Genomic DNA, 26,679 nt, shown 5'->3' on the forward strand with positions numbered 1-26,679 from the left:
AAGGCAGGATCGAAGGGTGAGCATGGACGACCCCGAGGCGCCCGCGCGCTCGAGCGGGCGGCCCGTCGATCCGCGGCTGCTGCGCTATGCCCGCGCCTCGCGCGTCTTCTTCGTCGCGATCGGGGCGATCGGCCTCGCCCAGACCATCGTGATCGTCGGCTTCGCGTGGCTGACCACGCAGGCCATCGTCGGCGCCATCGGCGGGATGCCGATCGCCGACCTCATGCGTACCCTCGCCGCTCTCGGGGCCGTCGTCGCCGCACGCGCCGGGCTCCTCTGGCTGCGCGAAGCCGTCTCTGCTCGCGCCGCTGCCCGGGTGCGCAGCGAGTTGCGCGGCGCACTCACCTCCGCCGTCGGTCGCCTCGGCCCCGGATGGCTCGCGAGCCGCAACTCCGCTCAACTCGCCGTCACGGCAGGCCGCGGCCTCGACGCGCTCGACGCCTACTTCGGCCGTTACCTGCCGCAGCTCGTCCTGACGGTCATCGCGACCCCGGTGCTCATCGCCGTCATCTGGTGGAGCGACTGGATCTCCGGGCTCACGGTCCTGCTGACGATGCCGCTGATCCCGCTGTTCATGGTGCTGATCGGCCTGGCGACCCGCGCCGTCCAGCGCGCGCAATGGCAGACGCTCCGCCAGCTCGCCGCCCGCTTCGCCGACACCGTCCGGGGCCTGTCGACGCTCACCGTGTTCGGGCGGCAGCACCGGGCCGCGACGTCGATCGAACGCGTGACGGAGAACTACCGCATCGAGACGATGCGCGTCCTGCGGGTGTCGTTCCTGTCGGGCTTCGCGTTGGAGTTCCTCGCGTCGATCTCCGTCGCGATCGTGGCGGTGTCGATCGGCTTCCGGCTCATCGACGGCTCGCTCGGCCTATCGGTCGGGCTCTTCGTGCTGCTGCTCGCCCCCGAGGCGTATCTTCCGCTCCGTCAGGTCGGCGTGCAGTTCCACGCCGCCGCAGAGGGGGTCGCCGCCACCGACGACGTCTTCGAGGTCCTCGACGCCGCGAGGGCGCTGCCGCAGCAGGATGCCGCGATCCCGGCGCCGACGGATGCCGCGACGACCGCGGCGGCGGAGCGCGGCGTCCTCCGCGCCCGTGAGCTTCGGGTGCAGCGCGGCGACTCGCTGCTCGCACCGGTGTCGTTCACGGCGAGGCCGGGCACGATCACGCTCCTGTCAGGGCCGAGCGGCGCCGGCAAGTCCAGCGTCTTCGCCGCACTGCGCGGCGTGGCCCCCTTCGAGGGCGACCTGACGCTCGACGGAGCGCAGGTTCCGCCGCCGGCGTCGTGGCTCGCCTGGGCCGGACAGGATCCGGGCCTCATCGCCGGCACTGTCGCCGAGAACGTCACTCTCGGCGCTTCGGCAGACCGCACCGCGGGGGCCGCGGACGAGCGTGCCATCTCGCGCGCGCTGGTGGCTGCCGGCGCCGCCGACCTCGACCTGGCGCTCGAGCTCGGCGTCCGCGGCGCGGGCCTCTCCGGCGGTCAGGCGCAGCGGGTCGCGGTCGCGCGCGCCCTCTTCCGGCACGAGAGCGTCGGCGCGCCGGTGATCGCCCTCGACGAGCCGAGCGCGGCTCTCGACGCCGAGACCGAGGCCGCCCTGTGGCAGAGCCTGCGCCGCGTCGCGGATGACGGCGCGACCGTCCTGCTCGTCTCGCACCGGGAGACGGCCCGCTCCATCGCCGACGTGCTGGTGGACGTGCGACCCCGATCCGAGGTGACGGCATGACGACGACCGCCGACGTGCTCCGGGGCGCGATGCCGCCACCGAGACGGTTCTGGCGCGCGCTCGCGACCGGCTTCGCGACGGAGGCCTCGGCCGTCGCGCTCCTCGCGTGCAGCGCATGGCTCATCGTCCGCGCGAGCGAGCAGCCCGCGGTGATGTACGTGATGGCCGCCGTGGTCGGGGTACGGGCGTTCGCGATCTCGCGGGCCGTCTTCCGCTACCTCGAGCGCCTCACGTCGCACGACGCGGCGCTGCGCCAGCTCGCCACGACGCGCACCGACCTCGTCCGGCGTCTCATCCCGCTGGCGCCCGACGGGCTCGGCCGCATCCGCCGGGGTTCCGCGCTGTCGGCTCTCGTCGACGACGTGGACGACCTCCAGAACCTGCCGCTGCGGGTCGTCGAGCCGCTCGTGGCCTCGGCCACCGTCGCCCTCGCCGCTGTGGTGTTCGTCGCGACCGTCTCGTGGCCGGCAGGCCTGACCCTGCTCGGCTGCCTCGTCGTCGCCGCAGCCGCGGCCACCGGCTGGGGCTGGGTCGCAGGAGCCCGAGCAGAGCGGACGATCGCCCCGCTCCGCGCCCGGCTCGCCGACGCCGTCGCCGACCACCTCGGGAGCCTCGACGTGCTGCTGGCGTACGGAGCCGAGGAGCAGAGCCGGCGCCGTATCGAGGCAGCCGACGCCGACCTCCGCCGCGCCGTCGTCCGCCGCGCCGGCGCGCAGGCCGGCAGTGCGGCCATCGTCTCCCTCGCCGCCGGCGCCGCGTCGATCCTCGCGGTCATGGTCACCGCTCCGGGTGTCGCCGCCCTCGGCGGTCCGTGGTTGGCCGTCGCCGTCCTCGTGCCGATGGCCGTGTTCGAGGTCTTCCAGACGGTTCCGCTCGCAGCGGCATCCTGGCGTCAGGTGCGCGCGTCGGCAGAACGCATCGCCGAGACCGTGCCGAGCGGCATCCCCGCCGGCCTCGTCGACAGCAGCGTCGCTCCCACGGGTGTCGCGCCCGCGCTCGGCGACGGCCTGCACCTCCGCGACGTGTCGGTGACGTGGCCCGGCGCCGAGCGTCCCGCTCTCACGGGCGTCGACCTCGATGTCCGCCCGGGCGAGCGTCTGCTCGTCGTCGGCTCGAGCGGTGCGGGCAAGTCGACGCTCGCCCATGCCCTCGTCCGGTTCCTCGACGTCGACGGGAGCTACCGCGTCGGGCGCACCGACGTGCGGGACCTCTCCCCCGACGACGTGCGTCTGACGGTCGGACTGTGCGAGCAGCAGCCGATGCTCTTCGACGAGGACATCCGCCAGAACCTCCTGTTCGCCCGCGACACCGCGACCGACGCCGAGCTGGAGGCCGTGCTCGAGCGCGTCGGGCTGGGCGGCTGGCTGCGCGAGCGCGGCGGTCTCGACGCTCGCGTCGGCGAGCACGGCGCCCTCGTCTCGGGCGGCCAGGCGCAGCGCATCGCGCTCGCTCGTGCACTGCTGCACGGCTTCCCCGTGCTCGTGCTCGACGAGCCGACGGCCGGGGTCGACCCCGCGGCATCCGACGCGCTGATGCGCGATCTGCTCTCGGCCGTCGACGAGGAACGTGCCGTCGTGCTCATCTCGCACGTGCGGGTGCCGAGCTCGCTCGTCGACCGCACGGTCCGCATCTCCGACGGGCGTCTGGTCACGGGCTGACGCGCGCCCCCACCCCGCGAGGTCCCAGTTCGGCCGGGAAACCTGCCGACAAACCCGGCCCGTGTGGGACTTCGCTCGCCGTGGCCCGCCGCGACCGCCCCTGCGCAACCCGAGGTCCCCATTGAGCCGGAAATCCAGCCGGCAAACCCGGCCCAACTGGGACCTCGGCGGCGCCGCGCGACCGGGCCTCAGCGCCCGAGATCGATGCCGAAGGCCTGTGCGCCGGGCGAGGAGGGCAGGCGCTCGAAGCCCAGGCGGTCGTAGAAGGCGAGCGCGCCGGCGTTGGCGGCCGACGCGACCAAGTGCAGACGGGTGATGCCCGACGCCCGCAGCTGCTCCGACACCCGGTCGATCAGCCGTCGCCCCCACCCCTGTCCCTGCGCCCCGGGCAGCAGGTCGATGTGCAGGTGCGCCGGATACGCCTCGGCGAGCGGCTCGGCTCCGAGACGTCGGCCGTAGGCGTACCGCAGCGTGCCCGCCTGCCGCGAGGTGTCGTCGGGCGCGGGCTCGGGCCAGCGACCGGCGAACCGCGGCCACCACTCGGCGCGGAACCACTCCTCGAAGGCATCGGTATCGGGCGTCGCGACGACATAACCGATCGCGCGGTCGTCGTCATCGGCCACGACGAAGGAGAGATCCGGATGCCGCTCGGCGTAGGGCAGCACGTAGATCGCTCCCCAGATGTCGTCGTCGTCGAAGATCCCCGCGGCATCGGAGCCGTGGTCGGCGGTTCGCAGACAGATCTCGCTCAGCGCGGCGTCATCGCCGGGCCGGACGGCACGCATGTGGGGCATGCCCCCATCGTGCCACTCAGCCCCACGTGATCGCGGCGGTCGGCAGTGAGAGCGTCACCGATGCACCCGCACGAAGGTCCGCGGCCAGATCCACCGGGATGTCGACCGCCAGCGGCGGATCGGCGACGAGCACCCGCACCCCGCCGACGGTGGGTTCGAGCCGGACCACGGGGGCCCGCCACGCGACACGGCCGTCGTCCGACGACGCGGCCTCCGGCCGCACGAGCCCGTCGCCGGCCCCGATCTCCTCGAGCCGGACGTCGCCCGGACGGAACAGCGCGGCGACCGATCCGCCGCCCTCACCGGGCCGCGCGATCGCGAGGGCACCGGCCCGCCAGACCGCTCCGTCGCCATGACCGACCACGTCCCCGACGACGCGGTTCACTCCCGCGATCGCCGCACCGAACGCCGTCGCCGGGCTCCGCAGCACCTCTCGGACCGAGCCGCTCTGCGTCACGGTTCCCTCCTCGAGCACGACGAGCCGATCGGCCACCGCCGCGGCATCGAGGGCGTCGTGGCTGACGATGACGGCCGTCGTCCCGGCGGCCCGCAGCTGCTCGCCGAGCATCGTCCGCAGCGACGCGGCGGTCGCCGGGTCGAGCGCCGTGAACGGTTCGTCGAGCAGGACGACGCGGGGCCGCGCGGCGAGCGCGCGGGCGAGGGCGACCCGTTGCTGCTGACCGCCGGACAGCTCTCGGGGGTACCGGCCGCCGACGCCGGCGAGACCGACGCGTTCGAGCCAGTCGTCGGCGGTGACGCGCGCCCGGCGCGCCGGCTCGCCGCGAGAGCGGAGCCCGAAGGCGACGTTCTCGCGCACCGAGAGGTGCGGGAAGAGCCCCGGGTCCTGTCGCAGCAGCACGATGCCGCGACGCTGCGGCGCCACGCGGCGGCCGGGACCGGCGACCTCGTCGTCGTCGACACGGATCGACCCCTCGTCGAGCGGGACGAGGCCGGCGATCGCCTCGAGCACCGTCGTCTTGCCCGCGCCGCTCGGCCCCATGACCGCGACGACCTCGCCCGGTTCGGCGACGAGCTCGGCGGCCACGGTGATGCCCGGGCGCTGCACCCGGACGCGGGCGGTGAGCCGCGCGCTCATCGGGCGCCGCCCGGCCGCCAGGCGCGCACGAGCAGGAGCGCCGCGATCGCGGTGATCAGCAGCAGGAGCGACAGCGCGACAGCCGTTCCCTGCGACACCCCCGCACCGTTGAACGCCGTGTAGATCGCGAGCGGCATCGTCTGCGTGACGCCGGGCGCGTTGCCCGCGAAGAGGGCGGTGGCGCCGAACTCGCCGAGGGCGCGCGCGAAGCACAGCACGGTTCCTGCGATGAGGCCGGGGGCGGCGAGCGGCAGGGTGACCCGGAACAGGATGCGCCACCGTCCCGCACCGAGAGCGGCGGCGGTCTGCTCGTAACCGGCTCCCGTGGCCCGCAGGGAGCCTTCGAGCGCGAGGACGAGGAAGGGCAGGGCGACGAAGGTCTGCGCGATGACGACGGCCGTGGTCGTGAAGGGGATGCGGATGCCGGCTTCGCCGAGCATCGCGCCCAGCCAGCCGGTCCGCCCGAACAGGAACAGCAGTGCGACGCCGCCGACCATGGGCGGCAGCACGAGCGGGACCGTCACGACGGCGCGCAGCACCGCCGCACCGCGGGCGCCTGCTCGGGCGATCGTCAGGGCGAGCGGAACGCCGAGCACGATGCACGCAGCGGTGGCCGCGAGCGCGGTCTGCAGCGAGAGCGCGAGCGCCGCGCCGGCCTCGGGCGAGGTGACGTCGGCCCACACCGTCGCGGGGTCGACGCGCCCCACCAGCGCGACGAGCGGGACCACGAGCAGCGCGAGCCCGACGACGGCCGGCACGAGCAGGACGCGCGGCACATACCCCGGCGCGTCGCGGCGCGTCGACCGGTGACCGCCTGCCCGGCCGCCGCTCACGGCGCCCCGAACCCGAGACGGCGGAGCACCGCCTGGCCGTCCGCAGACAGCACGTACGCGACGAACTGCTCGGCGGCCTCGGGCGCACGGGCGCCGGCCAGCGCGGCGATCGGATAGCGGTTGACCACCTCGTCGGCGCCGGGAGTGTCGACGATCTCGACGTCGTCGGTCAGGGCGGCATCCGTGACGTAGACGAGCCCCGCATCGGCTTCGCCGCCGGCGACCTTCGTCAATACGGCCGTGACGTTCTGCTCGTAGCTGTCGACGCTCGCCGTGACACCGGCGTCGCTGAGAAGCGTCTCCGACGCCGCCCCGCATGGCACCGCCTGTGCGCACAGCACGACGGTGCGGCCGGCGTCCGCGAGGTCGGCGAGGCCGGCGACCGCGCCGGGGTTGCCGGCGGGCACGACGAGGGTGAGGCGGTTCGTCGCGAAGATCTGCGGGTCGGCCGCGAGCCCGGCCGCGACGACCTTCTGCATGTTCGCCTCGTCGGCCGAGGCGAACACGTCGGCGGGGGCGCCCTCGGTCAGCTGCGTCGCGAGCGTCGACGACCCGTCGTAGCTGATGGGCGAGATGGCGACCGCCGGATGCCGCTGCTCGAACCGCACAGCCAGCTCGTCGAAGCCCGCCTTCAGCGACGCCGCGGCGAACACGGTGACCTCGCCTGAGATGTCGGGGGCCGCGGACCCGGACTCCGACTCCGCGACGCCGGGCGCGGCATCCGTCCCCGCGTCGGGGCCGCCGCCCGCGGCGCATCCGGCCAGGAGGAGCAGGGCGGCGGCGAGGGCGGCGAGGCTCGTTCGTCGGGTGCGCACGGCTCAGTCCTTCGGGGTCTCGACGACGACGGTGGTGGCCTTGACGACGGCGACGGCGAGAGAGCCGGGCTCGAGCTCGAGCTCGCGCGCCGCCTCGGCCGACATCAGCGACACGATCCGGTGCGGTCCGGACTGCACGTCGACCTGCGCCATCACGCCGTCGATCTGCACGCGGGTGACGAGGCCGACGAATCGGTTGCGGGCGCTCGAAAGCCGGTCCGACGGGTCGGCTGCGGCCGAAGCCAGCTCGACTGCGTGGGCGGCGAGCGCGTCGCCCGGCACCCGTGCGGGGCTTTCATCGGTGACCGGGAGGACGCCGTGGTCGATCCAGCGGCGCACGGTGTCGTCGCTGACGCCGAGCAGGCGCGCCGCCTCCGAGATTCGGTATGCCGTCATGCGCTGAACTTACCCGCATCTGCGGACCGACGGGGCCGAATCCGCCGCATTCACGGATGCGTGTGACGCCTCGCCTCCCGTCCGCCCGGGTTGCCCCTGCGCGCGTCTAGCCTGATCCCATGACCGTCCCGCCTCTTGTCGCCGCCACCGGGCCCCTGTCGGATCGCGAGCGCGAGCGCACCGCGAGGCACGCCGTCCTCGCGGGCCTCGGCGACCAGGGGCAGCGGCGACTCGCGGCCTCCCACGTCGCCGTCGTCGGCGCAGGAGGCCTCGGCTCGCCGGTGATCCTCGCCCTCGCAGCTGCCGGAGTCGGGACGATCACCGTCATCGACGACGACGAGGTCGAGTACGCCAACCTCCAGCGCCAGGTCATCCACCGGGTCGACGACGTCGGTTCGCCGAAGGTCGCCTCCGCCGTGCGCGCCGCCGCCGCGCTCTCCCCCGAGACCCGGATCGAGACGCGTCGGGAGCGGCTGGATGCCGCCAACGCGTCGCGGCTGCTGGCGGGGAGCGACCTCGTCATCGACGGCACCGACACGTTCGAGACCCGCACCGTCGTGGCCGCCGCGTGCGCTTCGCTCGGGCTGCCGCTCGTCTGGGGCGTGATCCAGGAGTTCCACGCGCAGGTCACCGTCTTCTGGACCGCGCCACCCGAAGGCGCACCGGCGATCGGCCTCGACGATCTCTACCCGGCCGGCAGCGCCGACGACCTGCCGACGTGCGCCGAGGTCGGCGTGCTCGGCTCGCTCTGCATGACGGTGGGCGGGATGCTCGCGACCGAGGCGATCAAGCTCATCACCGGAGTGGGCGAACCGCTCCTGGGCCGGCTCGTCGTCGTCGACGCCCTCACCGGCACCCAGAGCGAGGTGCCGCTGCGCGCGGCGTCGAGTGCGCTATCGCAGGCCCCCGTTCCGCCGACCCCACCCGAGCAGACGTGGACGGCGGCGCCCGAGGTCGACCTCGAGCAGCTCCGAGCGCAGCAGTCCGCCGGTGCGGTGGTGCTCGATGTACGCGAGCCCCACGAGACGGCGACCGGCGTGCTTCCCGGATCGGTGGTGTTGCCGCTGGGAGAACTGCTCGCGGCCCCTGACCGCGTCGACGCCGAGCGGGTCGTGGTCGTGTGCGCGCACGGCATCCGGGCCCATCGCGCGGCCGATGCCCTCCGGGGCCGCGGTGTCGCGGCATCCGTGCTCGCGGGCGGGCTCGCGCGGTGGCAGTCGTGAGCGGCGGGCTGCGCACCGTCGAGGAGCAGCTCGCCGACGTCCTCGCCGCCGTCCGCCCGCTGCCGACCCGCACGGTCGGGCTCGCCGATGCTGCCGGCTGCGTCCTTCGCGAGGCCGCGGTCGCCCGCGGGGGCATCCCCGACTTCGACAACTCGGCGATGGACGGTTTCGCCGTGCGCTTCGACGACGTCGCGGGCGCGTCGCCCGAGCACCCCGTCGATCTGGCGGTCGTCGCCGACCTGCCGGCCGGCTCCGCCGACGATCCGTCGCTGAGCCCCGGGCAGGCCGCGCGCATCATGACGGGCGCCCCGGTGCCGACGGACGCCGACACGATCGTGCCGTTCGAAGACACCGCGGGGGGCCTCGACGATTCGCTGACGACCGCGCGCGTGCTCGCGGCCCCCGCCCGGCGGGGCGTGTTCCTCCGGCGCGCGCACGACGACATCCGCCCCGGCGATACGGTGCTGGACTCCGGTGTGCCGCTCGGCCCTCGGCAGCTCGCCGCCCTCGCTGCCGCCGACATCGCACGGGTCACGGTCTCGGAGGCACCGCACGTCGTCGTCATCTCGACCGGCAGCGAACTGGTCGAGCCCGGTCTTCCCCGCTCCCGCGGGCAGATTCCCGAGTCCAACGGCCTGCTGCTCGAGACGCTCGTCCGTCAGGCGGGCGGCGACGTCGTCCGCCGTGTGCACGTCGACGACGGCGGCAGCGCGTTCCGTCGCGAGATCGCCGCAGCGACGACCGGAGGATCCCGCGCGGATGTCGTCATCACCTCGGGAGGGGTGAGCGCGGGCGCTTACGAGGTCGTCAAGACCGAGCTCGGCGACGCGCTGCGCTTCTCGCGGGTGGCGATGCAGCCGGGCAAGCCGCAGGCCTTCGGGGTCCTGCCGTCGGGAACCCTCGTCTTCGGCCTGCCGGGCAATCCGGTGAGCGCGGCGGTGTCATTCGACGTGTTCGTGCGCCCCGCCCTGCGCGCCCTCCAGGGCCGCTCAGACCTCCACCGGCCCGCGTTGCGTCTTCCCGCTGCCGAATCCTGGCACACACCGCCGGGGCGCCGGCAGTACCTTCCCGCAGTCATCGACCGCAGCGATCCCGCCCGGTGGCGCGTGCGCCCGGCGACACCGGGCGGCTCGGGCTCGCACCTGGCGGGCGCCCTCGCCCTCGCCGAGGCGTACGCGGTCGTCCCGGCCGAGACGGCCGTCGTCGAGCCCGGCGACCTCGTCGAGGTCCTGCTGCTGGAAGGATGAGGGCATGAGCTTCACTCACCTCGACGACGCCGGTCACGCTCGCATGGTCGACGTCACCGCGAAGCAGCCGACCGTCCGCGCTGCGACGGCTCGCGGGTTCGTCCGCTGCTCGCCCGAGGTCGTCGCATCCCTCCGCGACGGCACGGTGCCGAAGGGCGACGTCCTCGCCGTCGCGCGCATCGCCGGCATCCAGGCAGCCAAGCGCACGCCGGAGCTTCTCCCCCTCGCCCATGTAATCGGGGTGCACGGGGTCGTCGTCGACCTCGACATCACCGACGCGGGCATCGAGATCGAGGCGACCGCGCGCACCGCCGACCGCACCGGCGTCGAGATGGAGGCGCTCACCTCGGTCTCGGTCGCCGCCCTCGCCGTCGTCGACATGGTGAAGGGCATCGATAAGGCGACCTCGATCGAGAACATCCGCATCACCGCGAAGTCCGGCGGCCGCAGCGGCGACTGGCAGCGCCCCGGCGAGGGCGCCTGATGGCGCGCGTCCGCTACTTCGCCGCGGCTGCCGAGCGCGCGGGACGGAGCGAGGAGGTTCGCTCCGAGAACAGCCTCGGCGCTCTGCGCGACGCACTGTCGCGGGAGCATCCCGGGCTGGCGGCGATCCTGCCGAAATGCGCCGTCCTGGTCGACGGCGCACGCGCCGCCGACTCCAGCGAGATCGGCCCCGACGTCACCGTCGACATCCTCCCGCCCTTCGCAGGCGGCTGAGTCACCCGCCGTCCGAGAGGATCAGCCGCCGATCCCCTTCCACGCCGTCGTGCCGTCCGCCTCGATCTGCTGCTTCCAGATCGGCAGCTCGCGCTTGATCGCCTCGATCAGCTCGCGGCACACCTCGAATGCGTCGCCCCGGTGCGCCGTGCCCACCGCGATGACGACGGCGGCATCCCCCACCGCGAGGTCGCCGATGCGGTGACTGACCGCCACGATGCCGTCGCGGTCGCCGAGCGCGGCCGCAGCGATGGCCCGCAGTGTCGTCTCGGCGTCGGGGTGAGCCTCGTAGTGAAGCGCCGAGACCGCGCCGGCGGCATCCGGGTCGTGATCGCGCACGGTCCCGACGAAGCTCGTCACGGCCCCGATAGCGGGGGAATCGACGGCCGCGAGATGCTGGGAGACGTCGAGGGGCTCCGCGGTGATGCGGGCGATGCGGATCTCGCCCATCAGTGATCGTGCCCGTCGAGCTGAGCGACGACGTGCCCGGCGATCCCCGTCACCACGTCGATACCGGATGCCACGGCGCGTGGCGACCCCGGCAGGTTCACGATGAGCGTTCGCCCGGCCACCCCTGCTCGCCCGCGTGAGAGGACGGCCGTGGGCGTCTCGGCTACACCGCGCCGGCGCAGCTCTTCGGCCACGCCGGGCAGCTCACGCTCGATGACCTCGCCGGTGCCTTCGGGAGTCTCGTCGCGCGGCGCCACGCCGGTTCCGCCGGTCGTGACGATCAGACGCGCTCCGCCTGCGATCGCGGCCCGCAGCGCCCCGGCCACCGAGGCAGCACCGTCGGCGACGACGGCGGCGTCGGCGCAGTCCCATCCCGCGGCGCGCAAGGCCTCGACGGCGACGGGACCGGCCGCATCCGGACGCTCACCCCGGGCCGAGCGATCGGACACGGTGATGACGGCGGCGGAACGGCTCACGACCCCACCCTAGGGGCGTCCGCACCCGCTCGCGCGGTGTCGTCGTCGGCGTGGGTGTTCTCGACGGCGATCCGCCCTTCCTCGACCTTTCCTTCTGCCATCTCGGTGATGCGCGTCGCCATCGCGGTGAAGATGAGGCCGTGGAACGGCAGCACGCCGAGCCAGTACAGTCGCCCGGCCAGTCCGCGCGGGAAGAAGATCGCGCGCTGCTCGTACCGGGCACCGCCCTCGCGCGGGGCGACCTTCAGCTCGAGCCAGGCCTCCCCCGGCACCCGCATCTCGGCACGCAGACGCAGCAGGCGCCCCTCCTCGACGGCCTCGACACGCCAGAAGTCGATCGCGTCCCCGACCCGCACCTTGCCCCGGCTGCGGCGCCCGCGCGCGAGGCCGATGCCGCCGACCAGGCGGTCCATCCAGCCGCGGATCTCCCACAGCGCGCGCGCCGAGTACCAGCCGTTCGTGCCGCCGATGCCGGCGATGACCTCCCAGAGCCGCTCGGGCGAGGCGCTCGTGTCGGCGGAGCGCTCGTCGGTGAAGACGGTCCGGCCCGCCCACTCGGGGTCGCTCGGCAGCGGATCGCTCGGCGCGCCGAGCACGTCGGCGTCCTGCCAGCTCGTCTCGACCTCGTCGGCATCCACCCGGCCGAGCGCCAGCCGCACGCTCGTCCGGTACGACGTCAGGCCTCCCTCGGGCTGCGGGATGATGTCGTCGATGTCGTGGTCGTCCATGACGCACTCGTTCTGGAGCGACGCGATGAGCGGGCGTGCGATGGCGCGCGGCACGGGCGTCACGAGGTTCACCCAGTGCGAGGCGAGCCCGGGTGTGAGCACCGGCAGGGCCGCGATCGCCCGCTGCCGCAGGCCCGCCTCGAGGGCGTATCCGTTCATCATCTGCCCGTAGCGCAGCACGTCGGGACCGCCGATGTCGACGGCGCGGTTCAGCTCGGGATCCACGCGCGCCGCGCCGAGCAGGTAGTGCAGCACGTCGCGGACCGCGATCGGCTGGATGCGGTTTCGCACCCACTTGGGCGCCGGCATGTACGGCAGCACGTCGGTGAGGTGACGCACCATCTCGAACGACGCCGACCCTGACCCGATGACGACGCCCGCCTGCAGCACGAGGGTCGGCACGCCGGACTCCAGCAGGATCTCGCCGACCTCCACGCGCGAGCGCAGGTGCGGCGACAACTCGGCATCGGAGGGGTGGAGGCCGCCGAGATAGACGATGCGCTTCACGGATGCCGCCGCCGCGGCATCGGCGACCGTGCGGGCGGCCCGTTCGTCGGCCTCCTCGAAGCCTGCCCCCGCCCCCATCGAGTGGATCAGGTAGTAGACGACGTCCACGTCGGACACGGCCTCGGCGACGGCATCCGCGTCGTCGGCCGAGCCGCCCACGATCTCGACGGCGTCGCCCCACGGAAAGCTCGCGACGCGTTCGGGCGTGCGCGCCAGCACGCGCACGCGGTATCCCGCCGCGACGAGACGTGGCACGAGCCGTCCGCCGATGTATCCGGTGGCGCCGAGGACGAGGGCTCGCGGCGCCGATCCGTCCGGTCGGGGCTGCGCCTGCAGCTCGGGCTCGTGTCCGGTAGGTGCGGTCAGCTCGGTCATGATCAGACGGTAGGCGCGGACCGGTCCCGACCGACACGACTTGACATGCGACGGATCGCCCGTTGCCGCCCGGGCACTGTGTCCGCGTCGCCTCACGCGCGCGCGATAGGCGGCGATGCGCCGGATCGCAACGCCCCCGCGCGAGATTGCGCCCGCCCCGGCACCGGGGTCTACGCTCCCGTGAGCGAAGGACAGTCGTCTGGCGACCCGAGCCCGGCGACGCTGCCGGAGGAGAACCGAATATGTCACGCACGCGCACGAAGCGGCCCGCCCGCCGACGTCTCGAGGTCGACGACGTCATCGTCGTCGAACGCAAGAAGGTCCGAACCGCCATCTCGGGCACCGTCGTCGGCAACTTCATGGAATGGTTCGACTTCGGCATCTACGGCTACCTCGCCGTGACGCTCACCGTCGTCTTCGCCGAGGACATCCCCGACCCGTGGGGCCTGCTGGTGACCCTCCTCGGCTTCGCCGTGTCGTTCCTCGTGCGTCCCCTGGGCGGGATCGTGCTCGGCCCCCTCGGCGACCGGATCGGGCGGCAGAAGGTCCTGTTCCTGACGATGGCGATGATGGCGACCGCGACCGCGCTCATCGGCCTGCTGCCGACCTCGGCGCAGATCGGCATCTGGGCGGTCGTGCCCCTGTATGTGCTGAAGATGGTGCAGGGCTTCTCGACCGGCGGCGAGTACGCCGGGGCCTCGACGTACGTGACCGAGTTCTCACCCGACCGCTCGCGGGGCTTCTGGGCCTCGTGGCTCGACGTCGGCTCGTACGTCGGCTTCGCCGCCGGCGCCACGGTCGTCGCGCTGACGACCCTCATCACGCAGGGACTCTGGGGCCCCGACGCGATGGTCGACGGCGGCTGGCGCATCCCGTTCCTCGTCGCCATCCCGCTCGGCATCGTCGCCATCTGGTTCCGCCTGCGCATCCCCGAGACCCCGGCGTTCGAGCAGGAGTCGGAGTCGGCCGCGGCGCCCAGCAAGGACGACCCGATGGCTCGTCACGGCATCGGCGGCATCCTGCGCCACCACTGGCGGACGATCCTCGTCGCCGTGGCGATCGTCGCGGCGACCAACACGGCCGGCTACGCGCTGACCAGCTACATGCCGACCTATCTCGAGAAGGAGGTCGGACTCTCGAACCTCTCCGCCGCGGTGGCGACGGTTCCCGTGCTCGTGGTGATGTCGGCGACCCTGCCCTTCGTCGGCAGGCTCAGCGACCGCTTCGGCCGGCGGCGCATCTACGCATTCGCGATCGGAGCGTCGCTCGTCCTGACGGTGCCGGCGTTCGCGATCATGCAGATCGGCGAGCTGTGGGCGGTCTTCATCGCGCTGGGCATCATCGCGGTGCCGGTGGCGCTGTTCGTCGCGATCTCGGCGAGCGCCCTGCCGGCACTGTTCCCCACCGCCACCCGCTTCGGCGCGATGGGCATCGCCTACAACCTGGCCGTGTCGCTCTTCGGCGGCACGACCCCGCTGTTCAGCCAGGCGCTCATCGAGTGGACGGGCAACACGTACATGCCAGCGTTCTACATCATGTTCTTCTCGGCTCTCGCCGCCGTCGCGCTCTTCGCGATGCGCGAGACGGCCCAGCGGCCCCTCCTCGGCTCCGTGCCGACGGTCGAGACGATCGCCGAGGCCGAGGCTCTCGTCGCCGGGCAGGACGACGATCCGCGCATCGACACCTCGACGATGCCGCTCGACATCGTCCGCCCCTGAGGCGCCGTCGGCCCGGGCGCGTCCTCAGCGCCGCCCGGTGCCGAAGATGCCCCGGATGACGCCGGTCAGCACCTCCTGGGCCGCACGCGAGCCGAGGATCTGCTCCGCCGGCGTCTTCCGGCGCGACCGCGTGTTCGAGGTCATGCTGCGCAGCATCCGGTCGTATTCGCGACGCTCTTTCGCCTCGTCGGCCGCGGCCTGCTTGCGGATGGCTGCGAGCTGCTTCGCGTAGGCGGCGTCGGCCTTGGCGCGCAGCTTCGCGGCGTCCTGCTCGGCCTTGCGGCGCGCGGCCTCGGCCTCGGCCGCGTCGAGCGCCGCCTGGGCCGCGTTCATGCGGGCTGTGAGGATCTCGCGCGCCGACTCGCGGTCGATCGCCTCGGCGTAGCGCGGCCGGATCTCGGATGCCGACACGCGGGCCTCGACCTCCGCTGCCGTCGCCGGCGACATCGCGGCCTGCGGCGCGCGGAGCCGCGTCCCGGCGACGGGCGTGGGCGCGCCCTTCTCGTTCATCACCGTGACGATCGCCTCGCCGGTGCCGAGCTCCTGGAGGACCCGCTCGAGGTCGTAGCCCGAGCGCGGGTAGGTGCGCACGCTCGCGCGCAGGGCGGTGACGTCGTCGGGCGTGAAGGCCCGCAGCGCGTGCTGCACGCGCGAGCCCAGCTGCGCCAGAACGTCGGACGGCACGTCCTTGGGCGTCTGCGTGACGAAGAAGACGCCGACGCCCTTCGAGCGGATGAGGCGGACGGTCTGGACGACGGCGGCGAGGAAGTCCTTCGACGCGTCGCGAAACAGCAGATGCGCCTCGTCGAAGAAGAACACGAGCCCCGGTTTGTCGGCATCGCCGACCTCGGGGAGCACCTCGAACAGCTCGGCCAGCAGGTACATGAGGAACGTCGAGTAGAGCACCGGCCGGTCGGCCACACCGGGTACCTCCAGCAGGGTGATGACGCCCTCGCCCGCGTCGGTGGTGCGCAGAAGGTCGCGGACGTCGAACTCCGGTTCGCCGAAGAAGACGTCGGCCCCGGCATCGGCGAAGGTGACGAGCTCGCGGAGGATGACACCGGCCGTGGCTTTCGAGAGTCCGCCGAGCTCGGCGAGCTCGGCTTTGCCGTCATCGCTCGTGAGGTAGGTCAGCACCGCGCGCAGGTCGGCGAGGTCGACGAGCGCCAGGCCGTTGGCGTCGGCGTAGTGGAAGACGAGACCGAGGCTCGACTCCTGCGTCGCGTTGAGCCCGAGCACGCGGCTCAGCAGCAGCGGACCGAAGCCCGAGACGGTCGCGCGCACGGGCGTTCCCGCTCCGCGGTCGCCGAGCGCGAGGAACTCCGTCGCGAAAGAGCGCGGCGTCCACTCCTGCCCGATGGCGCCCGTCCGGAAGAGCAGCTTCTCGCTCGTCTCCCCCGGCTCGGCCAGTCCCGACAGGTCGCCCTTGATGTCGGCGGCGAACACCGGCACACCGTTCGCCGCGAGCTGCTCCGCGAGAACCTGAAGGGTGCGCGTCTTGCCCGTGCCGGTGGCGCCTGCCACGAGACCGGGACGGTTCGTCATCGCGAGCGGGATGCGGACCGGCGCATCGCGCAGCGGCTCGCCGTTCAGGAGAGCCCCGAGCTCGAGGGCGGGCCCGTCGAACGCGTAGCCCCGGCGGATGTCGTCGACCTCGGATCCGTCGAGAGGACCCGCCGCATCGGCGGGCTCGGGTTCCCCCGCCGACTCCGACGGCTCGGGTGGCGGGACCGCAGCCGCCGGCTCGGCTTTCCCGTCCGGACCCGACGACTCGGGTCGCCCGGCCGCAGCACGGGCGGCATCCGCTTCGGCGGCGGCCAGGGCGGCGCGCGCCCGTGCGGCGACGAGGGCTGCCTCGGCGGCCTCCGCCTCGGCGCGCAGCCGGGCGAGATCGGCCGCAGCGACCGCGGCAGCGGAAGGAACGGCCGGATCGTCGGGCGAGACGCTCATGGCGGTGAGCCTAGCCCCGCCGCTCCTGAACCGCGCGTCGCTCCCGTTCGAGCTGCTCGGTGAACATCGCGGCCACCACGAGGGCGACGCCCGCCCCCACCAGCATCCCCCCGACCGTGTCGGAGAGCCAGTGCGCGTGCACGACCGTGCGGCTGAGCGCCATCAGCACCGTCCACACGACCCCGATGATCGCGACCCAGATGCGCGGAAAGAGGATGACGGCGACGACGGCGATCGTGGCCGCATTGGCTGTATGCCCGGACGGGAATGAGCCGGCATCCGTCGTGACGAGGATGTCTTCGGGTCGCGATCTGTCCACGAGGTGCTTGATCAGCTGCACCACGAGCGCGCTCAACGCCGATGCCACCAGGAAGTAACCCGCAGCCCAGGGCCGGCGCAGCACGATCAGCGCCACGGCGACCGCGATCGGGATCGCGAACACCCCCACCCACGTCCCGCCGATCCGGTTCATCACGAGCCCGAACACGAGTCCGACCGCCCCCGGATCGGCCGGCAGCGTCTCGTTCCACCACCGATCGACGGCGAAGGGCTGGCCCAGCTGCGTGAACAGCCACCACCCCAGCAGCGCGCCCGCCACCATCAGGACGATTCCGATGGCGGCACGGCGCGGCCAGAGTCGGCGGGGGTCGGTCGGCGGGGCGTCGTTCATCGGTCCATTGTGTCGGCGTTGGCCGATTCGGCTCCGCCCCTTGCGCCGGAAGCGTCGATCAGGGAGAGAGCTGCGGAACGCTGCGCGGGCGCACGACGAGCCACAGCGAGAGGACCGCCACCACGGCGCACCCCGCCATCACCGAGGCCATCGTCGTGGCAGTGATGCCCGAGCCGCCCGAGATCCACGCCGCGAGCGGCGAGATGAAGCCGGCGACGCCGAAGTTGACGGCGCCGATCAGCGATGCCGCGGTTCCGGCGGCGCGGCCGTGACGGTCGAGAGCGAGCACCTGCACGCAGGGGAAGGTGAAGCCGCACGCCGTGATGAAGAAGAACAGCGGCACGACCGTGCCCCACAGGCCCAGCCCCAGCTGGTCGGTGACGATGATGGCGGCCCCCGCGATGACGAGCACGGCGGTCGAGACCGCCATGACCCACTGCGGGCCGAAGCGGGCGGCGAGCCGCGACGCCGTCTGCACGCCCAGGACGACGCCGAGCGAGTTGACGGCGAACAGGACGCCGTACTGCTGCGGATCGAAGCCGTAGGTCTGCTGGAAGAGGAACGACGACGACGACAGGTACGAGAACAGTCCGCTGAAGGTCATGCCGCCGATGATCAGCACGCCGATGAAGATGCGATCGCTCAGGACGCTGCGGTAGCGCTGCCACACCGTGGCGGAACCGCTGTCGCGGCGGCGCGCCTTGGGCAGGGTCTCGGGCACGAGGAAGAGCGAGGCGATCAGCATCACCGCGCCGTACGCGGCGAGCACGACGAAGATGCCGCGCCAGGGCATGACCGTCAGCAGGCCCGAGCCGACGAGCGGGGCGGCGACCGGGGCGACACCGGAGACCAGGGCGAGTCGGCTCAGCATCACCACGAGCCGGCGTCCGCCGAACAGGTCGCGGACGATCGCCATCGCGACGACACCGCCCGCGGCCGCGCCGATGCCCATGAAGACCCGAGCCGCACTCAGCAGCTCGAGGGTCGGGGCGATGGCGGCGGCCGTGCTCGAGAGCACGTGGAGCGCGGTCACGCACAGCAGCGGGACGCGGCGCCCCAGCTTGTCGCTGAGCGGGCCGACGATGAGCTGCCCCAGCGCGAAGCCGACCATCGTTCCGGTGAGCGTGAGCTGAATCGCCGCCGCCGTCGTCTGGAAGTCGGCTTCCAGCGCGGGGAAGGCGGGAAGGTAGAGATCGATCGTGAAGGGCCCGAGCGCCGTCAGCGCGCCGAGCAGGATGATGTAGATGACGCGGCGCGAGGTCGGGATCGCGTCACCCGGATGCAGCATGATGGGCGCCGTGGCGGGGTTCGAGCCCAGCGTGCGGATCGCCCCGGTGGCGGAGGAGGAATGATGGGGAGGAGTTTCGGGCACGTCTTCTTCGTTTCGTGGCAGCAGCGTTTTCGAGCGACCTTCTATCGTAACCCGCGCCCGGTTCGCGTCGTTCGCGCCTCTCAGCCGATTCACCATTCACGCGCATAGGCTGGCTCCGCGCCGCGCGCGCTCCGACACTCCCCTTGCCCCCGAACCGAGGTCACAGCAATGACTCCGTCCGCCGACAAGCGAACGAGCGGCAATCCTGCCGCCCAGGCCCAGATCAACCTCACCGTCAAGCAGCAGCGCGAGCAGCAGAAGCAGGCCAAGCTCGCCGAGTACCAGAAGCAGCTGGCGAAGCGACGTCGCAGCAAGCTGACCTGGTGGGTCGTCGGCTCGACCGCCGCGGTCGCCGTGGTGGGCCTCATCGCCGCGTCTGTGGTCCTCGCGCCTCGGCCCGTCACGTACGAGGCGGGCAACAGCACGGGTCGCGAGATCCCCGGCGTCGAGACGTTCCAGAACATCACGACGCACGTCGAGGGCACCGTCGAGTACCCTCAGAACCCGCCGGCCGGCGGCGAGCACAACCCGTACTGGCTCAACTGCGGCGTCTACACCGAGCCGCAGGCGAACGAGAACGCCGTCCACTCGATGGAGCACGGCGCCGTCTGGATCACGTACGACCCGGCCCAGGTCTCGGATGCCGACATCGAGACCCTCGAGGGCTACATGCCGAGCACGTACGCGCTGCTGACGCCCTACCCCGACATGGACACCCCCATCGCCGTGAGCGCCTGGAACGCGCAGCTGAAGGTCGACTCGGCCGATGACGAGCGCATCCGCGACTTCTTCACCGAGTACTGGCGCAGCCAGAACGTCCCCGAGCCGAACGCGATCTGCTCGGGCGCGATCGACGGGCCCGGCAAGGCGTGACCGACGACCTCGCGGTGGAGACCGAGTCGCAGGGCTCGGTCCCGCCGCCCACCGGCCTGCGCTGGTGGGCGGTGCTCCTCATCGTCCTCGCGGTCGCGGGGGCGGCGTTCGCCGTCGGGCGCTTCTCCGCCTTCGGCACCTCCCCGTCGGTTCCCGGCAACTCCTCCCCCGAGGCCGGCTTCGCCCGCGACATGCAGGTGCACCACACGCAGGCGATCGAGATGGCGATGACGATCTATCGCAAGACCGAGGACGAGGGCATCCGCACGCTCGCGTTCGACATCGCCACGGCCCAGGCCGGCCAGCGCGGAGAGTTCTACGACTGGCTCGTCCAGTGGGGGCTGCCGCAGGCATCCACCGCTCCCCTCATGCAGTGGATGGTCGGGCACCCCGCTCACAACCACGGGACTCAGGCGCAGCAGCCGAGCGACGAAGAGCTCCGCGCCGAGATGGGCATGGCCACGCCCGCTCAGCTGGCGCAGCTGGATGCCGAGACCGGCGTCGCCGCCGACTGCACGTTCCTCGGCCTCATGATCCGCCACCACCAGGGGGCCATCCCCATGGCCCAGGCCCTCGTCGACCTCGGCAGCGACCCGCGGGCCGTTCAGGTCGCCGGCGGCGTCATCGAGACGCAGAGCGCCGAGATCGACCTGATGCGCTCGATCCAGCAAAGACTGGGGTGCGAGGGCTGACAGCCCCCGCACCCCAGCGGCATCCGCTCCTCCCGATCAGCCCTTCGTCGCACCTGCCAGCAGGCCGCGCACGAAGAAGCGCTGCAGCGCGAAGAACACGATCAGCGGCACGATGATCGAGATGAAGGTTCCCGCCGACTGCAGGAACCAGCGGTTGCCCCACGTGCCCGACAGCGAGTTGAGCGCCTGCGTGATCGGCAGAGCGCCCGGCGACGCGAAGATCGTCGCGACCAGCAGGTCGTTCCACACCCACAGGAACTGGAAGATCGCGAACGACGCGATCGCCGGAGCTGCCAGCGGGACGATGATGCGGAAGAAGACCTGCCCGTGGCCGGCGCCGTCGACCCGCGCCGCCTCGATGATCTCTCCCGGGATCTCGGCGATGAAGTTGTGCAGCATGAACGTCGCCAGCGGCAGGGCGAAGATCGCGTGGGCGATCCAGACGCGGGCGAAGCTGTATTGCACCTCGTTGAGACCGAACCCGGGGAAGATCGGCACGTCGTTGATGGTCAGCCCCTCCGAGAAGAGGCTGAGCAGCGGCACGAGCGCCATCTGCAGCGGCACGATCTGCAGCGCGAAGACGAACACGAACAGCGCGCTGCGGCCCTTGAAGTCGATCCACGCGAACGCGTAGGCGGCAAGGGCGGCCATCACGATCGGGAACACCGTCGCGGGGATGGTGATCGCGAGCGAGTTGATGAACGCCGAGGCGAGCGTCGTCGACGTTCCTCCGGCCGTCAGCGCCTCGGCGTAGTTGTCGAGGGTGAACTCCGGGTTGGCGAAGACGGTCCACCAGCCGGTGGACTGGGTGTCGGCACCGGGCCGGAACGAGGTCACGAACAGGCCGAACGTCGGGATCGTCCAGAAGACGGCGATGATGACGGCCGCGATGGTCGCGCCCTTCGACGTCAGCTTCTTGTGGGCGATCGCCTCGTTGCGGCGTGTGTCGCGCGCCACCTGGCGCTTGGTGCGGGTGTCGACGGGCGCGGCCGGGGCTGCAACGGTCATCAGCGGATCTCCCTCTGCTTGGCCATCGATCGGGCGTTGTAGATGATCAGCGGCAGGACGAACAGGAACAGCACGACGGCGAGCGCGGACGAGTGCCCGTAGCTCTGGAACCGCTGCTGCTGGTTGACCATCTCGAAGCCGAGCACGGTCGTCTCATCGCGGCCGCCGGTCATGACCGCCACGATGTCGTACACCTTCAGCGATGCGATCGTGATGGTCGTGAGCACCACGATCAGCGACGAGCGGATGCCGGGCACCGTGACATTGCGGAACCGCTGCCAGGCGTTCGTCCCGTCCAGCTGCGCCGCCTCGAGCTGCTCGGTCGGCACCGCCTTGATCGCGGCGGAGAGGATCACCATGGCGAATCCGGTCTGGGTCCAGATGAAGACCACCAGGAGCATGAGGGTGTTGATGACCGGCTTGATGGCGAGCCACTGGATCGGATCGCCGCCGAACGCCGTGACGATCGCGTTGAGCAGGCCGACCTGCTCCCCCTGCCGCGCGTCGTACATGAACTTCCAGATGATGCCGGCACCGACGAACGAGATCGCGACCGGCATGAACACGAGGACCTTGAGCACCTTCTCGCCGCGGGCGCGGTCGATGAACACCGCGTAGGCGAGTCCGATGGCGACCGAGATCGTCGGAGCGAGGAGCGCCCACAGGATCGTGTTGACGACCGAGGCCGTGCCCGTCGGGTTCGTGAACACCCAGAAGTAGTTCTCGAGGCCCACGAACTGCTCGCCCGACTTGTCGTAGAACGACTTGAAGATCGTGGCGATGGCCGGGTAGATCAGTCCGAGCGCCAGCATGATGCTGGCCGGGGCCATGAAGAGGATGAGCTGGAACAGGTAGCCCGCGCCCTGGCGCGACCGGAAGTCCGCGAAGAAGAGCAGCGCACCGACGAGCAGCGCGATCGCGACGACGTAGAGGACGGCGTTGGCGTAGGGGCGCAGCAGCAGGAACGCGAGCACCGGGATGACCAGGCACGCGACGAGCCGCATGATGAAGTAGCCGCGACCCGGCCGGGGCGCGTACTCGATGAGCACCAGGATGATGCCCACGACGAGCCCGAAGACGGCCAGGATCACGGGGATCTGGATGAGCGGGTTCATCGCGCCCAGCCAGAGGAAGAAGCTGTTGAGTGAGAACCCGATCGTGATGCGCGCCGATTCCTCGCTCGATCCGGTGAAGATCAGCAGCAGCAGGATGGCGACGATCAGGGCGAAGCCGACGGCGACGACGATCCGGGTGATCGACCTCCCCTTCGGATCGGTGGCATGGGTGGTGGTGGGAGGTTCGGTGTCGACAGGTCTGTCGACGGTCGTCTGCGACATGTGGATCCCCTTCTGAGTACAGCGGCGTACCCGGGCGGTACGGACGGGAGGAGCGGGGCCGGGCTTGTGCAGCCCGACCCCGCTCGGCTCAACCGATCGTCAGGCGACGATCAGTTCTCGTAACCGGCCTGGATGTCGGACAGGACCGTCTCGGTGTCCTTGCCGTCGATCCAGTCGACCATGCCCTTCCAGAACGAGCCCGAGCCCACCGTGGACGGCATCAGGTCGGATGCGTCGAAGCGGAAGACCGTGGTCTCGTCCTGCAGCGTCGTCATGGCTTCCTGGAGGAACTCGCTCGAGGCGAGCGAGGGGTCGGCGTTCTTGTTCGCCGAGATCACGCCGCCGAGCTTGACGCGCGCGTCAGCGAACTCGGGAGAGGCCATGAACTCGAGAACCTTCTGCGTCGACTCGTCGTCCGAGAACGCCGCGACGAACTCGCCGCCGCCCTCGACCTGGAGCTCGCCCTCGGTGTACCCCGGGGTCAGGAAGGCGTAGACGTCACCGTCGGGAGCGACCTCGGGGGTCGCGCCGTCGGCGGTCTGCACGTCGAGGAAGTTCGCCGACAGGAACGAGGCCTGGTGCGTGAGCGCGCAGTCGCCGCTCGCGACGGCCGCGGCGACGTCGCCGAACGCGGTCGAGTTGATGCTCTTCACGTCGCCGTAGCCCGCGTTGACGTACTCGGGGTTGAGCAGGATCTCGCCCACCGCGTCGAACGCCGACTTGATCTGAGGATCGGTGAACTTCACGTCACCGGCGACCCACTGGTCGTAGACCTCGGGACCGGCCTGACGCAGGACGAGGTCCTCGACCCAGTCCGTTCCCGGCCAGCCGGAGGCGGCGTCGGAGGCGAAGCCGGCGCACCAGGCGGGCCCGCCGGTCGTCTCGACGATCTTGTCGGTGAGGGCGATCATCTCGTCCCACGTCTTGGGCACTTCGACGCCCCACTCGGCGAACTGCTTGGGCGAGTACCAGACGTAGCCCTTCAGGTTCGCGAGCATCGGTGCCGCGTAGAAGGTGTCGTCGAACGTTCCGTACTTCTTCCAGTCCGGCGACCAGTTCTCGTCGACCGCGCTCTCGACGGCCTCGGATGCGGGCAGCACCTTGCCGGTCTCGACGAGCGTCTTCAGCAGACCGGGCTGCGGGACGATCGCGATGTCGGGGGCATCGCCACCGGTCACCTTGGTGACGATGTTGCCCTCGAAGGACTTGTCGCCGGTGTACTCGACCTTGATGCCGGTGTCCTCGGTGAACTGTGCGAACGACTCGTTGAGCGCGTCAGCCTCACCACCGGTGATTCCGCCCGAGATGCGGACGGTCGTCTTCGCGTCGCCGCCGCCGTCGCCGCCGCCTTCGCCGCCACCTTCGGCGCACCCAGCCAGCACCAGTGCTGCCGCGCCCATGAGAGCGACGGGGGCAAGAAGACGGTATCGCTGTGACAATGCCATGTACTTCTCCTCTATCGGGATCATCGTTCACCCAGAGGAGCCTTGTCCGCATCCATTGGGGAACCGATTCCAGGACAACCTACTGTCCCGCCGAGTCCGGCACAACCAGCGGAATATCACGGAATGACAACCATCATCTGTGGTAGTGCACCCGATCGTGGGAGCGCTCACACGGCACGGGCCTGGAACCGGTTCCCGGTCGCGCGGGAAACCGCTACGCTCTGGTGGGAGTCCCCCGGCAGGTCTCCCCGAACGGACGAGGAGGTCCCATGAGCACCATCGCCGACGTCGCCACCCGAGCAGGCGTGTCCAAGGCGACGGCGAGCCGAGCCCTCTCCGGCCGGGGATACGTGTCGGAGGAGACCCGCCAGCGGGTCGCCGCGGCGGCCCAGGAGCTGTCGTACGTCGCCCATTCCTCTGCCATGAGCCTCGCGACCGGTCGCACCCAGACGGTCGGCGTCGTCATGCCGCATGTCAGCCGCTGGTTCTTCGGGGAGGTCCTCGAGGGCATCCAGGCGGCACTTCTCGAGCACGGCCTCGACCTCACCCTGTACGACGCCCGACCGGGAACCGAGACCCGGCGGCGGGTGTTCGAGGACTTCCTGGCCCGTCGACGCTTCGACGGTGTCATCGCGGTAGGCCTCGAACCGGCCGAGAGCGAGCTCGACGCACTGCTGGCGCTGGGCAAGCCCGTCGTCAGCGTCATCGGCACCGAGGGCGACACGAGCCTCGTCACGCTCGACGACGCGCACGCCACGGCTCTCGCGACGGCGCACCTCGTCGAGCTCGGGCACCGCCGCATCGCGTTCCTCGGCGGCACCGATGCGACCCGCTGGCCGCACGTCGAGTCCGAGCGCTACGCCGGCTATGAGTCGGAGATGCGCCGCGCCGGCCTCGCGGCGGAGATCTCCCGCGTGCCCGCGGAGCTCTCGATGCCCGCGGGCTACGCCGCCGCCGTCGACCTCCTGAGCGACCCGGCATCCCGGCCCACCGGCATCGTGGCGGCCTGCGACGACGTCGCGATCGGCGCGATCATCGCGGCCCGCCGCCTCGGCATCCTCGTCCCCTCCGCCCTGAGCGTGGTCGGCATCGACGACCACGTGAACGCCGAGATGTTCGCCCTGACGACGCTGCGACAGGTGCCCCACGAGCAGGGCCGGGCCGCCGTCGAGCTGCTCCTGCGCCACATCGAGGACCCCGAAGCCGACACGGTGACCATGCGCATCAAGCCGCGGATGGTGGTGCGGGGGACGACGGCGGGAGCCCCCGGACACAGCTCCGTCGCCGTCCGGGACTCGACCCTCTCCCGCCGCGACTGAGTTCGGCGCGTCGGGCCCGGCACGACCGGGAGATACGACGACGGCCCCGGATGCAGCATCCGGGGCCGTCGTGCTGCTCTCGAGTGAGAGCGGGGAATTACTTGAGGGTGACCGTCGCGCCGGCCTCTTCGAGAGCGGCCTTCGCCTTCTCGGCGGTCTCCTTGTTCGCGCCCTCGAGGACGGCCTTGGGAGCACCGTCGACGACAGCCTTGGCCTCGCCCAGGCCCAGCGAGGTGAGCTCGCGGACCGTCTTGATGACCTGGATCTTCTTGTCGCCGGCAGCCTCGAGGATGACGTCGAACGAGTCCTTCTCCTCCTCGGCCTCAGCGGCACCAGCGCCACCAGCGGCGCCGGCGACGGCGACGGGGGCGGCAGCGGTGACGTCGAACTTCTCCTCGAACGCCTTCACGAACTCGCTGAGCTCGACGAGGGTCAGGCCGGCGAACTGCTCGAGCAGCTCCTCGGTGGAAAGCTTCGCCATGATGTATCTCCTAGATAGATGGGGTTGGTGTAAGAGCTCGCCTGTCGCTCACGCGGCGTCGGCGGTCTCCAGCTTTTCGCGAAGCGCGTCGATGGTGGCGGCAGCCTTGCCCATCGTCGCCTTCATCATGCCCGCGGCCTTGGCCAGCAGAACCTCGCGGCTCTCGAGCGAGGCGTACTTGTTGACCTCGTCGGCGGTGAGGGCGTTGCCCTCGAAGATGCCGCCCTTGATGACGAGGAGCGGGTTGGCCTTGGCGAAGTCACGCAGAGCCTTGGCGGTGGCGACGAAGTCGCCGTGCACGAACGCCACGGCCGAGGGACCCTTGAGGTCCTCGTCGAGCGACGTGATCCCCGCGTTGTTCGCGGCGATCTTGGTCAGCGTGTTCTTCACCACGGCGTAGTTCGCGTCCTGACGGATGCTGTTGCGCAGCTGCTTGAGCTGGGCCACCGTCAGACCGCGGTACTCGGTCAGCAGAACGGCAGTCGAGTCCTCGAATGACTTCGTGAGCTCGGCGACCGATGCGTCCTTCTGCACCATGGTCACTCCTTGATGTGTGCCTGACGCCCCGCGGTGGCGGAGCGCCGGCCTCGACCAGCCCCGGACATGACAAAAGCTCCGGCGCAGAGGCACGGAGCTCGGTTCCCGAAGGAGAAGTTCAGTGTCACCTGCGCGGGCCCCTGCAGTGCAGAGCTTCGATCACGAGTGCGCTCACGCGCACACCGATGACCAGCGGTCTTTGGCTTACCCCCCACCATACCCCCACACCCCCCATC

General features: G+C 71.5%; 26 protein-coding genes. 10 read left to right on the top strand and 16 right to left on the bottom strand.

The window, feature by feature from the left end:
* Positions 1-22 precede the first annotated feature (22 nt).
* Together cydD and cydC are read left to right on the top strand one after the other, a co-directional pair.
* Positions 23-1,726 (top strand): thiol reductant ABC exporter subunit CydD, encoded by a 1,704-nt coding sequence (cydD, locus tag CBF90_RS13470; RefSeq protein WP_088380830.1) that lies wholly within the window; start codon positions 23-25, stop codon positions 1,724-1,726.
* The gene (cydC, locus tag CBF90_RS13475; RefSeq protein ID WP_088380831.1) at positions 1,723-3,384 is read left to right on the top strand and encodes a thiol reductant ABC exporter subunit CydC; all 1,662 of its coding nucleotides are present in this window, start codon (positions 1,723-1,725) and stop codon (positions 3,382-3,384) included. Before cydD ends, cydC begins: the two co-directional genes overlap by 4 nt.
* A gap of 188 nt (positions 3,385-3,572) precedes the next feature.
* Here cydC and CBF90_RS13480 read toward each other — a convergent pair whose 3' ends face one another.
* From CBF90_RS13480 to CBF90_RS13500, 5 genes are read right to left on the bottom strand one after another with little or no spacing between them, the layout of a single operon-like run.
* A complete protein-coding gene (locus CBF90_RS13480; protein ID WP_023951983.1) occupies positions 3,573-4,178 on the bottom strand; it encodes a GNAT family N-acetyltransferase in 606 nt (201 codons plus the stop codon).
* Positions 4,179-4,194: 16 nt separating this feature from the next.
* Positions 4,195-5,274, bottom strand: a complete 1,080-nt coding sequence (locus tag CBF90_RS13485; RefSeq protein WP_088380832.1) for an ABC transporter ATP-binding protein — start codon at positions 5,272-5,274, stop codon at positions 4,195-4,197.
* Positions 5,271-6,107: an ABC transporter permease gene (locus CBF90_RS13490; RefSeq protein ID WP_088380833.1), complete on the bottom strand. Its 837-nt coding sequence runs from the start codon at positions 6,105-6,107 to the stop codon at positions 5,271-5,273. Before CBF90_RS13490 ends, CBF90_RS13485 begins: the two co-directional genes overlap by 4 nt.
* Positions 6,104-6,922, bottom strand: coding sequence for a molybdate ABC transporter substrate-binding protein (gene modA / locus CBF90_RS13495; protein WP_088380834.1), 819 nt, complete (start codon positions 6,920-6,922; stop codon positions 6,104-6,106). The genes CBF90_RS13490 and modA overlap by 4 nt, the downstream gene beginning before the upstream one ends.
* A 3-nt stretch (positions 6,923-6,925) precedes the next feature.
* Positions 6,926-7,318 carry a molybdopterin-binding protein gene (locus CBF90_RS13500; protein ID WP_023951991.1) on the bottom strand — a complete coding sequence of 131 codons (393 nt, stop codon included), beginning with the start codon at positions 7,316-7,318 and terminating at the stop codon, positions 6,926-6,928.
* A 119-nt stretch (positions 7,319-7,437) separates the two neighbouring features.
* On the opposite strand from CBF90_RS13500, the gene CBF90_RS13505 reads away from it, so the two are divergent.
* Genes CBF90_RS13505 through CBF90_RS13520 form a run of 4 tightly spaced genes read left to right on the top strand, consistent with a single transcriptional unit; the run spans position 7,438 to position 10,505 of the window.
* Positions 7,438-8,541: a ThiF family adenylyltransferase gene (locus tag CBF90_RS13505; RefSeq protein ID WP_088380835.1), complete on the top strand. Its 1,104-nt coding sequence runs from the start codon at positions 7,438-7,440 to the stop codon at positions 8,539-8,541.
* Positions 8,538-9,788: a gephyrin-like molybdotransferase Glp gene (gene glp, locus CBF90_RS13510; protein WP_088380836.1), complete on the top strand. Its 1,251-nt coding sequence runs from the start codon at positions 8,538-8,540 to the stop codon at positions 9,786-9,788. Before CBF90_RS13505 ends, glp begins: the two co-directional genes overlap by 4 nt.
* Positions 9,789-9,792: 4 nt before the next feature.
* A complete protein-coding gene (moaC, locus tag CBF90_RS13515) occupies positions 9,793-10,272 on the top strand; it encodes a cyclic pyranopterin monophosphate synthase MoaC (RefSeq protein ID WP_023951999.1) in 480 nt (159 codons plus the stop codon).
* Positions 10,272-10,505 (top strand): MoaD/ThiS family protein, encoded by a 234-nt coding sequence (locus tag CBF90_RS13520; protein ID WP_023952001.1) that lies wholly within the window; start codon positions 10,272-10,274, stop codon positions 10,503-10,505. Before moaC ends, CBF90_RS13520 begins: the two co-directional genes overlap by 1 nt.
* Positions 10,506-10,526: 21 nt before the next feature.
* On the opposite strand, the gene CBF90_RS13525 is transcribed toward CBF90_RS13520, so the two are convergent.
* From CBF90_RS13525 to CBF90_RS13535, 3 genes are read right to left on the bottom strand one after another with little or no spacing between them, the layout of a single operon-like run.
* Positions 10,527-10,955: a molybdenum cofactor biosynthesis protein MoaE gene (locus CBF90_RS13525; RefSeq protein WP_064955969.1), complete on the bottom strand. Its 429-nt coding sequence runs from the start codon at positions 10,953-10,955 to the stop codon at positions 10,527-10,529.
* Entirely contained in the window at positions 10,955-11,431 is a 477-nt protein-coding gene (locus tag CBF90_RS13530; RefSeq protein WP_023952005.1) for a molybdenum cofactor biosynthesis protein B, read from the bottom strand. The genes CBF90_RS13525 and CBF90_RS13530 overlap by 1 nt, the downstream gene beginning before the upstream one ends.
* Positions 11,428-13,041 (bottom strand): SDR family oxidoreductase, encoded by a 1,614-nt coding sequence (locus CBF90_RS13535; RefSeq protein ID WP_023952008.1) that lies wholly within the window; start codon positions 13,039-13,041, stop codon positions 11,428-11,430. Before CBF90_RS13535 ends, CBF90_RS13530 begins: the two co-directional genes overlap by 4 nt.
* Positions 13,042-13,283: 242 nt before the next feature.
* On the opposite strand from CBF90_RS13535, the gene CBF90_RS13540 reads away from it, so the two are divergent.
* Positions 13,284-14,759, top strand: a complete 1,476-nt coding sequence (locus CBF90_RS13540; protein ID WP_023952009.1) for an MFS transporter — start codon at positions 13,284-13,286, stop codon at positions 14,757-14,759.
* A gap of 24 nt (positions 14,760-14,783) precedes the next feature.
* Here CBF90_RS13540 and CBF90_RS13545 read toward each other — a convergent pair whose 3' ends face one another.
* The 3 genes from CBF90_RS13545 to CBF90_RS13555 are packed head-to-tail and all read right to left on the bottom strand — an operon-like array spanning position 14,784 to position 18,667.
* Positions 14,784-16,709, bottom strand: coding sequence for a helicase HerA-like domain-containing protein (locus tag CBF90_RS13545; protein WP_088380837.1), 1,926 nt, complete (start codon positions 16,707-16,709; stop codon positions 14,784-14,786).
* Between the two features lie 10 nt (positions 16,710-16,719).
* On the bottom strand, positions 16,720-17,379 hold the full coding sequence (locus CBF90_RS13550) for a phosphatase PAP2 family protein (RefSeq protein WP_088380838.1): 660 nt from the start codon (positions 17,377-17,379) through the stop codon (positions 16,720-16,722).
* A 58-nt stretch (positions 17,380-17,437) separates the two neighbouring features.
* Positions 17,438-18,667: a multidrug effflux MFS transporter gene (locus CBF90_RS13555; protein WP_088380846.1), complete on the bottom strand. Its 1,230-nt coding sequence runs from the start codon at positions 18,665-18,667 to the stop codon at positions 17,438-17,440.
* A 252-nt stretch (positions 18,668-18,919) separates the two neighbouring features.
* Here CBF90_RS13555 and CBF90_RS13560 point away from each other — a divergent pair, with 252 nt between their 5' ends.
* Both CBF90_RS13560 and CBF90_RS13565 read left to right on the top strand, forming a co-directional pair.
* The gene (locus tag CBF90_RS13560) at positions 18,920-19,624 is read left to right on the top strand and encodes a DUF3105 domain-containing protein (RefSeq protein WP_023952017.1); all 705 of its coding nucleotides are present in this window, start codon (positions 18,920-18,922) and stop codon (positions 19,622-19,624) included.
* Positions 19,621-20,316: a DUF305 domain-containing protein gene (locus CBF90_RS13565; RefSeq protein WP_306460408.1), complete on the top strand. Its 696-nt coding sequence runs from the start codon at positions 19,621-19,623 to the stop codon at positions 20,314-20,316. Before CBF90_RS13560 ends, CBF90_RS13565 begins: the two co-directional genes overlap by 4 nt.
* Positions 20,317-20,352: 36 nt before the next feature.
* Here CBF90_RS13565 and CBF90_RS13570 read toward each other — a convergent pair whose 3' ends face one another.
* The 3 genes from CBF90_RS13570 to CBF90_RS13580 all read right to left on the bottom strand — a co-directional run bounded on the left by CBF90_RS13570 (position 20,353) and on the right by CBF90_RS13580 (position 24,106).
* Positions 20,353-21,324 (bottom strand): carbohydrate ABC transporter permease, encoded by a 972-nt coding sequence (locus tag CBF90_RS13570; RefSeq protein ID WP_023952021.1) that lies wholly within the window; start codon positions 21,322-21,324, stop codon positions 20,353-20,355.
* Positions 21,324-22,661 (bottom strand): carbohydrate ABC transporter permease, encoded by a 1,338-nt coding sequence (locus CBF90_RS13575; RefSeq protein ID WP_023952023.1) that lies wholly within the window; start codon positions 22,659-22,661, stop codon positions 21,324-21,326. The genes CBF90_RS13570 and CBF90_RS13575 overlap by 1 nt, the downstream gene beginning before the upstream one ends.
* 110 nt (positions 22,662-22,771) lie before the next feature.
* Complete coding sequence (locus tag CBF90_RS13580) at positions 22,772-24,106, bottom strand: ABC transporter substrate-binding protein (RefSeq protein WP_023952025.1); 1,335 nt, start codon at positions 24,104-24,106, stop codon at positions 22,772-22,774.
* Positions 24,107-24,375: 269 nt separating this feature from the next.
* Here CBF90_RS13580 and CBF90_RS13585 point away from each other — a divergent pair, with 269 nt between their 5' ends.
* Positions 24,376-25,425 (top strand): LacI family DNA-binding transcriptional regulator, encoded by a 1,050-nt coding sequence (locus CBF90_RS13585; protein ID WP_023952027.1) that lies wholly within the window; start codon positions 24,376-24,378, stop codon positions 25,423-25,425.
* Positions 25,426-25,522: 97 nt separating this feature from the next.
* On the opposite strand, the gene rplL is transcribed toward CBF90_RS13585, so the two are convergent.
* Complete coding sequence (gene rplL, locus CBF90_RS13590) at positions 25,523-25,906, bottom strand: 50S ribosomal protein L7/L12 (RefSeq protein WP_023952029.1); 384 nt, start codon at positions 25,904-25,906, stop codon at positions 25,523-25,525.
* A gap of 48 nt (positions 25,907-25,954) precedes the next feature.
* The gene (gene rplJ, locus CBF90_RS13595) at positions 25,955-26,443 is read right to left on the bottom strand and encodes a 50S ribosomal protein L10 (protein ID WP_023952031.1); all 489 of its coding nucleotides are present in this window, start codon (positions 26,441-26,443) and stop codon (positions 25,955-25,957) included.
* Positions 26,444-26,679: the final 236 nt, after the last annotated feature.

The sequence above is a fragment of the Microbacterium sp. AISO3 genome, assembly GCF_002204305.1.
Lineage (GTDB): Bacteria > Actinomycetota > Actinomycetes > Actinomycetales > Microbacteriaceae > Microbacterium > Microbacterium arborescens.

Excerpts from the sequence above, each read along its gene's own strand:
- CBF90_RS13525 (WP_064955969.1), bottom strand. The coding sequence starts at position 10,955 with ATGGGCGAGATCCGCATCGCCCGCATCACCGCGGAGCCCCTCGACGTC.
- CBF90_RS13570 (WP_023952021.1), bottom strand. The coding sequence starts at position 21,324 with ATGACCGTTGCAGCCCCGGCCGCGCCCGTCGACACCCGCACCAAGCGC.
- CBF90_RS13520 (WP_023952001.1), top strand. The coding sequence starts at position 10,272 with ATGGCGCGCGTCCGCTACTTCGCCGCGGCTGCCGAGCGCGCGGGACGG.
- CBF90_RS13555 (WP_088380846.1), bottom strand. The coding sequence starts at position 18,667 with ATGCTGCATCCGGGTGACGCGATCCCGACCTCGCGCCGCGTCATCTAC.
- CBF90_RS13485 (WP_088380832.1), bottom strand. The coding sequence starts at position 5,274 with ATGAGCGCGCGGCTCACCGCCCGCGTCCGGGTGCAGCGCCCGGGCATC.
- moaC (WP_023951999.1), top strand. The coding sequence starts at position 9,793 with ATGAGCTTCACTCACCTCGACGACGCCGGTCACGCTCGCATGGTCGAC.
- CBF90_RS13505 (WP_088380835.1), top strand. The coding sequence starts at position 7,438 with ATGACCGTCCCGCCTCTTGTCGCCGCCACCGGGCCCCTGTCGGATCGC.
- CBF90_RS13480 (WP_023951983.1), bottom strand. The coding sequence starts at position 4,178 with ATGCCCCACATGCGTGCCGTCCGGCCCGGCGATGACGCCGCGCTGAGC.
- CBF90_RS13500 (WP_023951991.1), bottom strand. The coding sequence starts at position 7,318 with ATGACGGCATACCGAATCTCGGAGGCGGCGCGCCTGCTCGGCGTCAGC.
- rplL (WP_023952029.1), bottom strand. The coding sequence starts at position 25,906 with ATGGCGAAGCTTTCCACCGAGGAGCTGCTCGAGCAGTTCGCCGGCCTG.
- CBF90_RS13545 (WP_088380837.1), bottom strand. The coding sequence starts at position 16,709 with ATGAGCGTCTCGCCCGACGATCCGGCCGTTCCTTCCGCTGCCGCGGTC.
- CBF90_RS13575 (WP_023952023.1), bottom strand. The coding sequence starts at position 22,661 with ATGTCGCAGACGACCGTCGACAGACCTGTCGACACCGAACCTCCCACC.
- CBF90_RS13550 (WP_088380838.1), bottom strand. The coding sequence starts at position 17,379 with ATGAACGACGCCCCGCCGACCGACCCCCGCCGACTCTGGCCGCGCCGT.
- CBF90_RS13560 (WP_023952017.1), top strand. The coding sequence starts at position 18,920 with ATGACTCCGTCCGCCGACAAGCGAACGAGCGGCAATCCTGCCGCCCAG.
- cydD (WP_088380830.1), top strand. The coding sequence starts at position 23 with ATGGACGACCCCGAGGCGCCCGCGCGCTCGAGCGGGCGGCCCGTCGAT.
- rplJ (WP_023952031.1), bottom strand. The coding sequence starts at position 26,443 with ATGGTGCAGAAGGACGCATCGGTCGCCGAGCTCACGAAGTCATTCGAG.
- CBF90_RS13585 (WP_023952027.1), top strand. The coding sequence starts at position 24,376 with ATGAGCACCATCGCCGACGTCGCCACCCGAGCAGGCGTGTCCAAGGCG.
- CBF90_RS13540 (WP_023952009.1), top strand. The coding sequence starts at position 13,284 with ATGTCACGCACGCGCACGAAGCGGCCCGCCCGCCGACGTCTCGAGGTC.
- cydC (WP_088380831.1), top strand. The coding sequence starts at position 1,723 with ATGACGACGACCGCCGACGTGCTCCGGGGCGCGATGCCGCCACCGAGA.
- CBF90_RS13580 (WP_023952025.1), bottom strand. The coding sequence starts at position 24,106 with ATGGCATTGTCACAGCGATACCGTCTTCTTGCCCCCGTCGCTCTCATG.
- CBF90_RS13535 (WP_023952008.1), bottom strand. The coding sequence starts at position 13,041 with ATGACCGAGCTGACCGCACCTACCGGACACGAGCCCGAGCTGCAGGCG.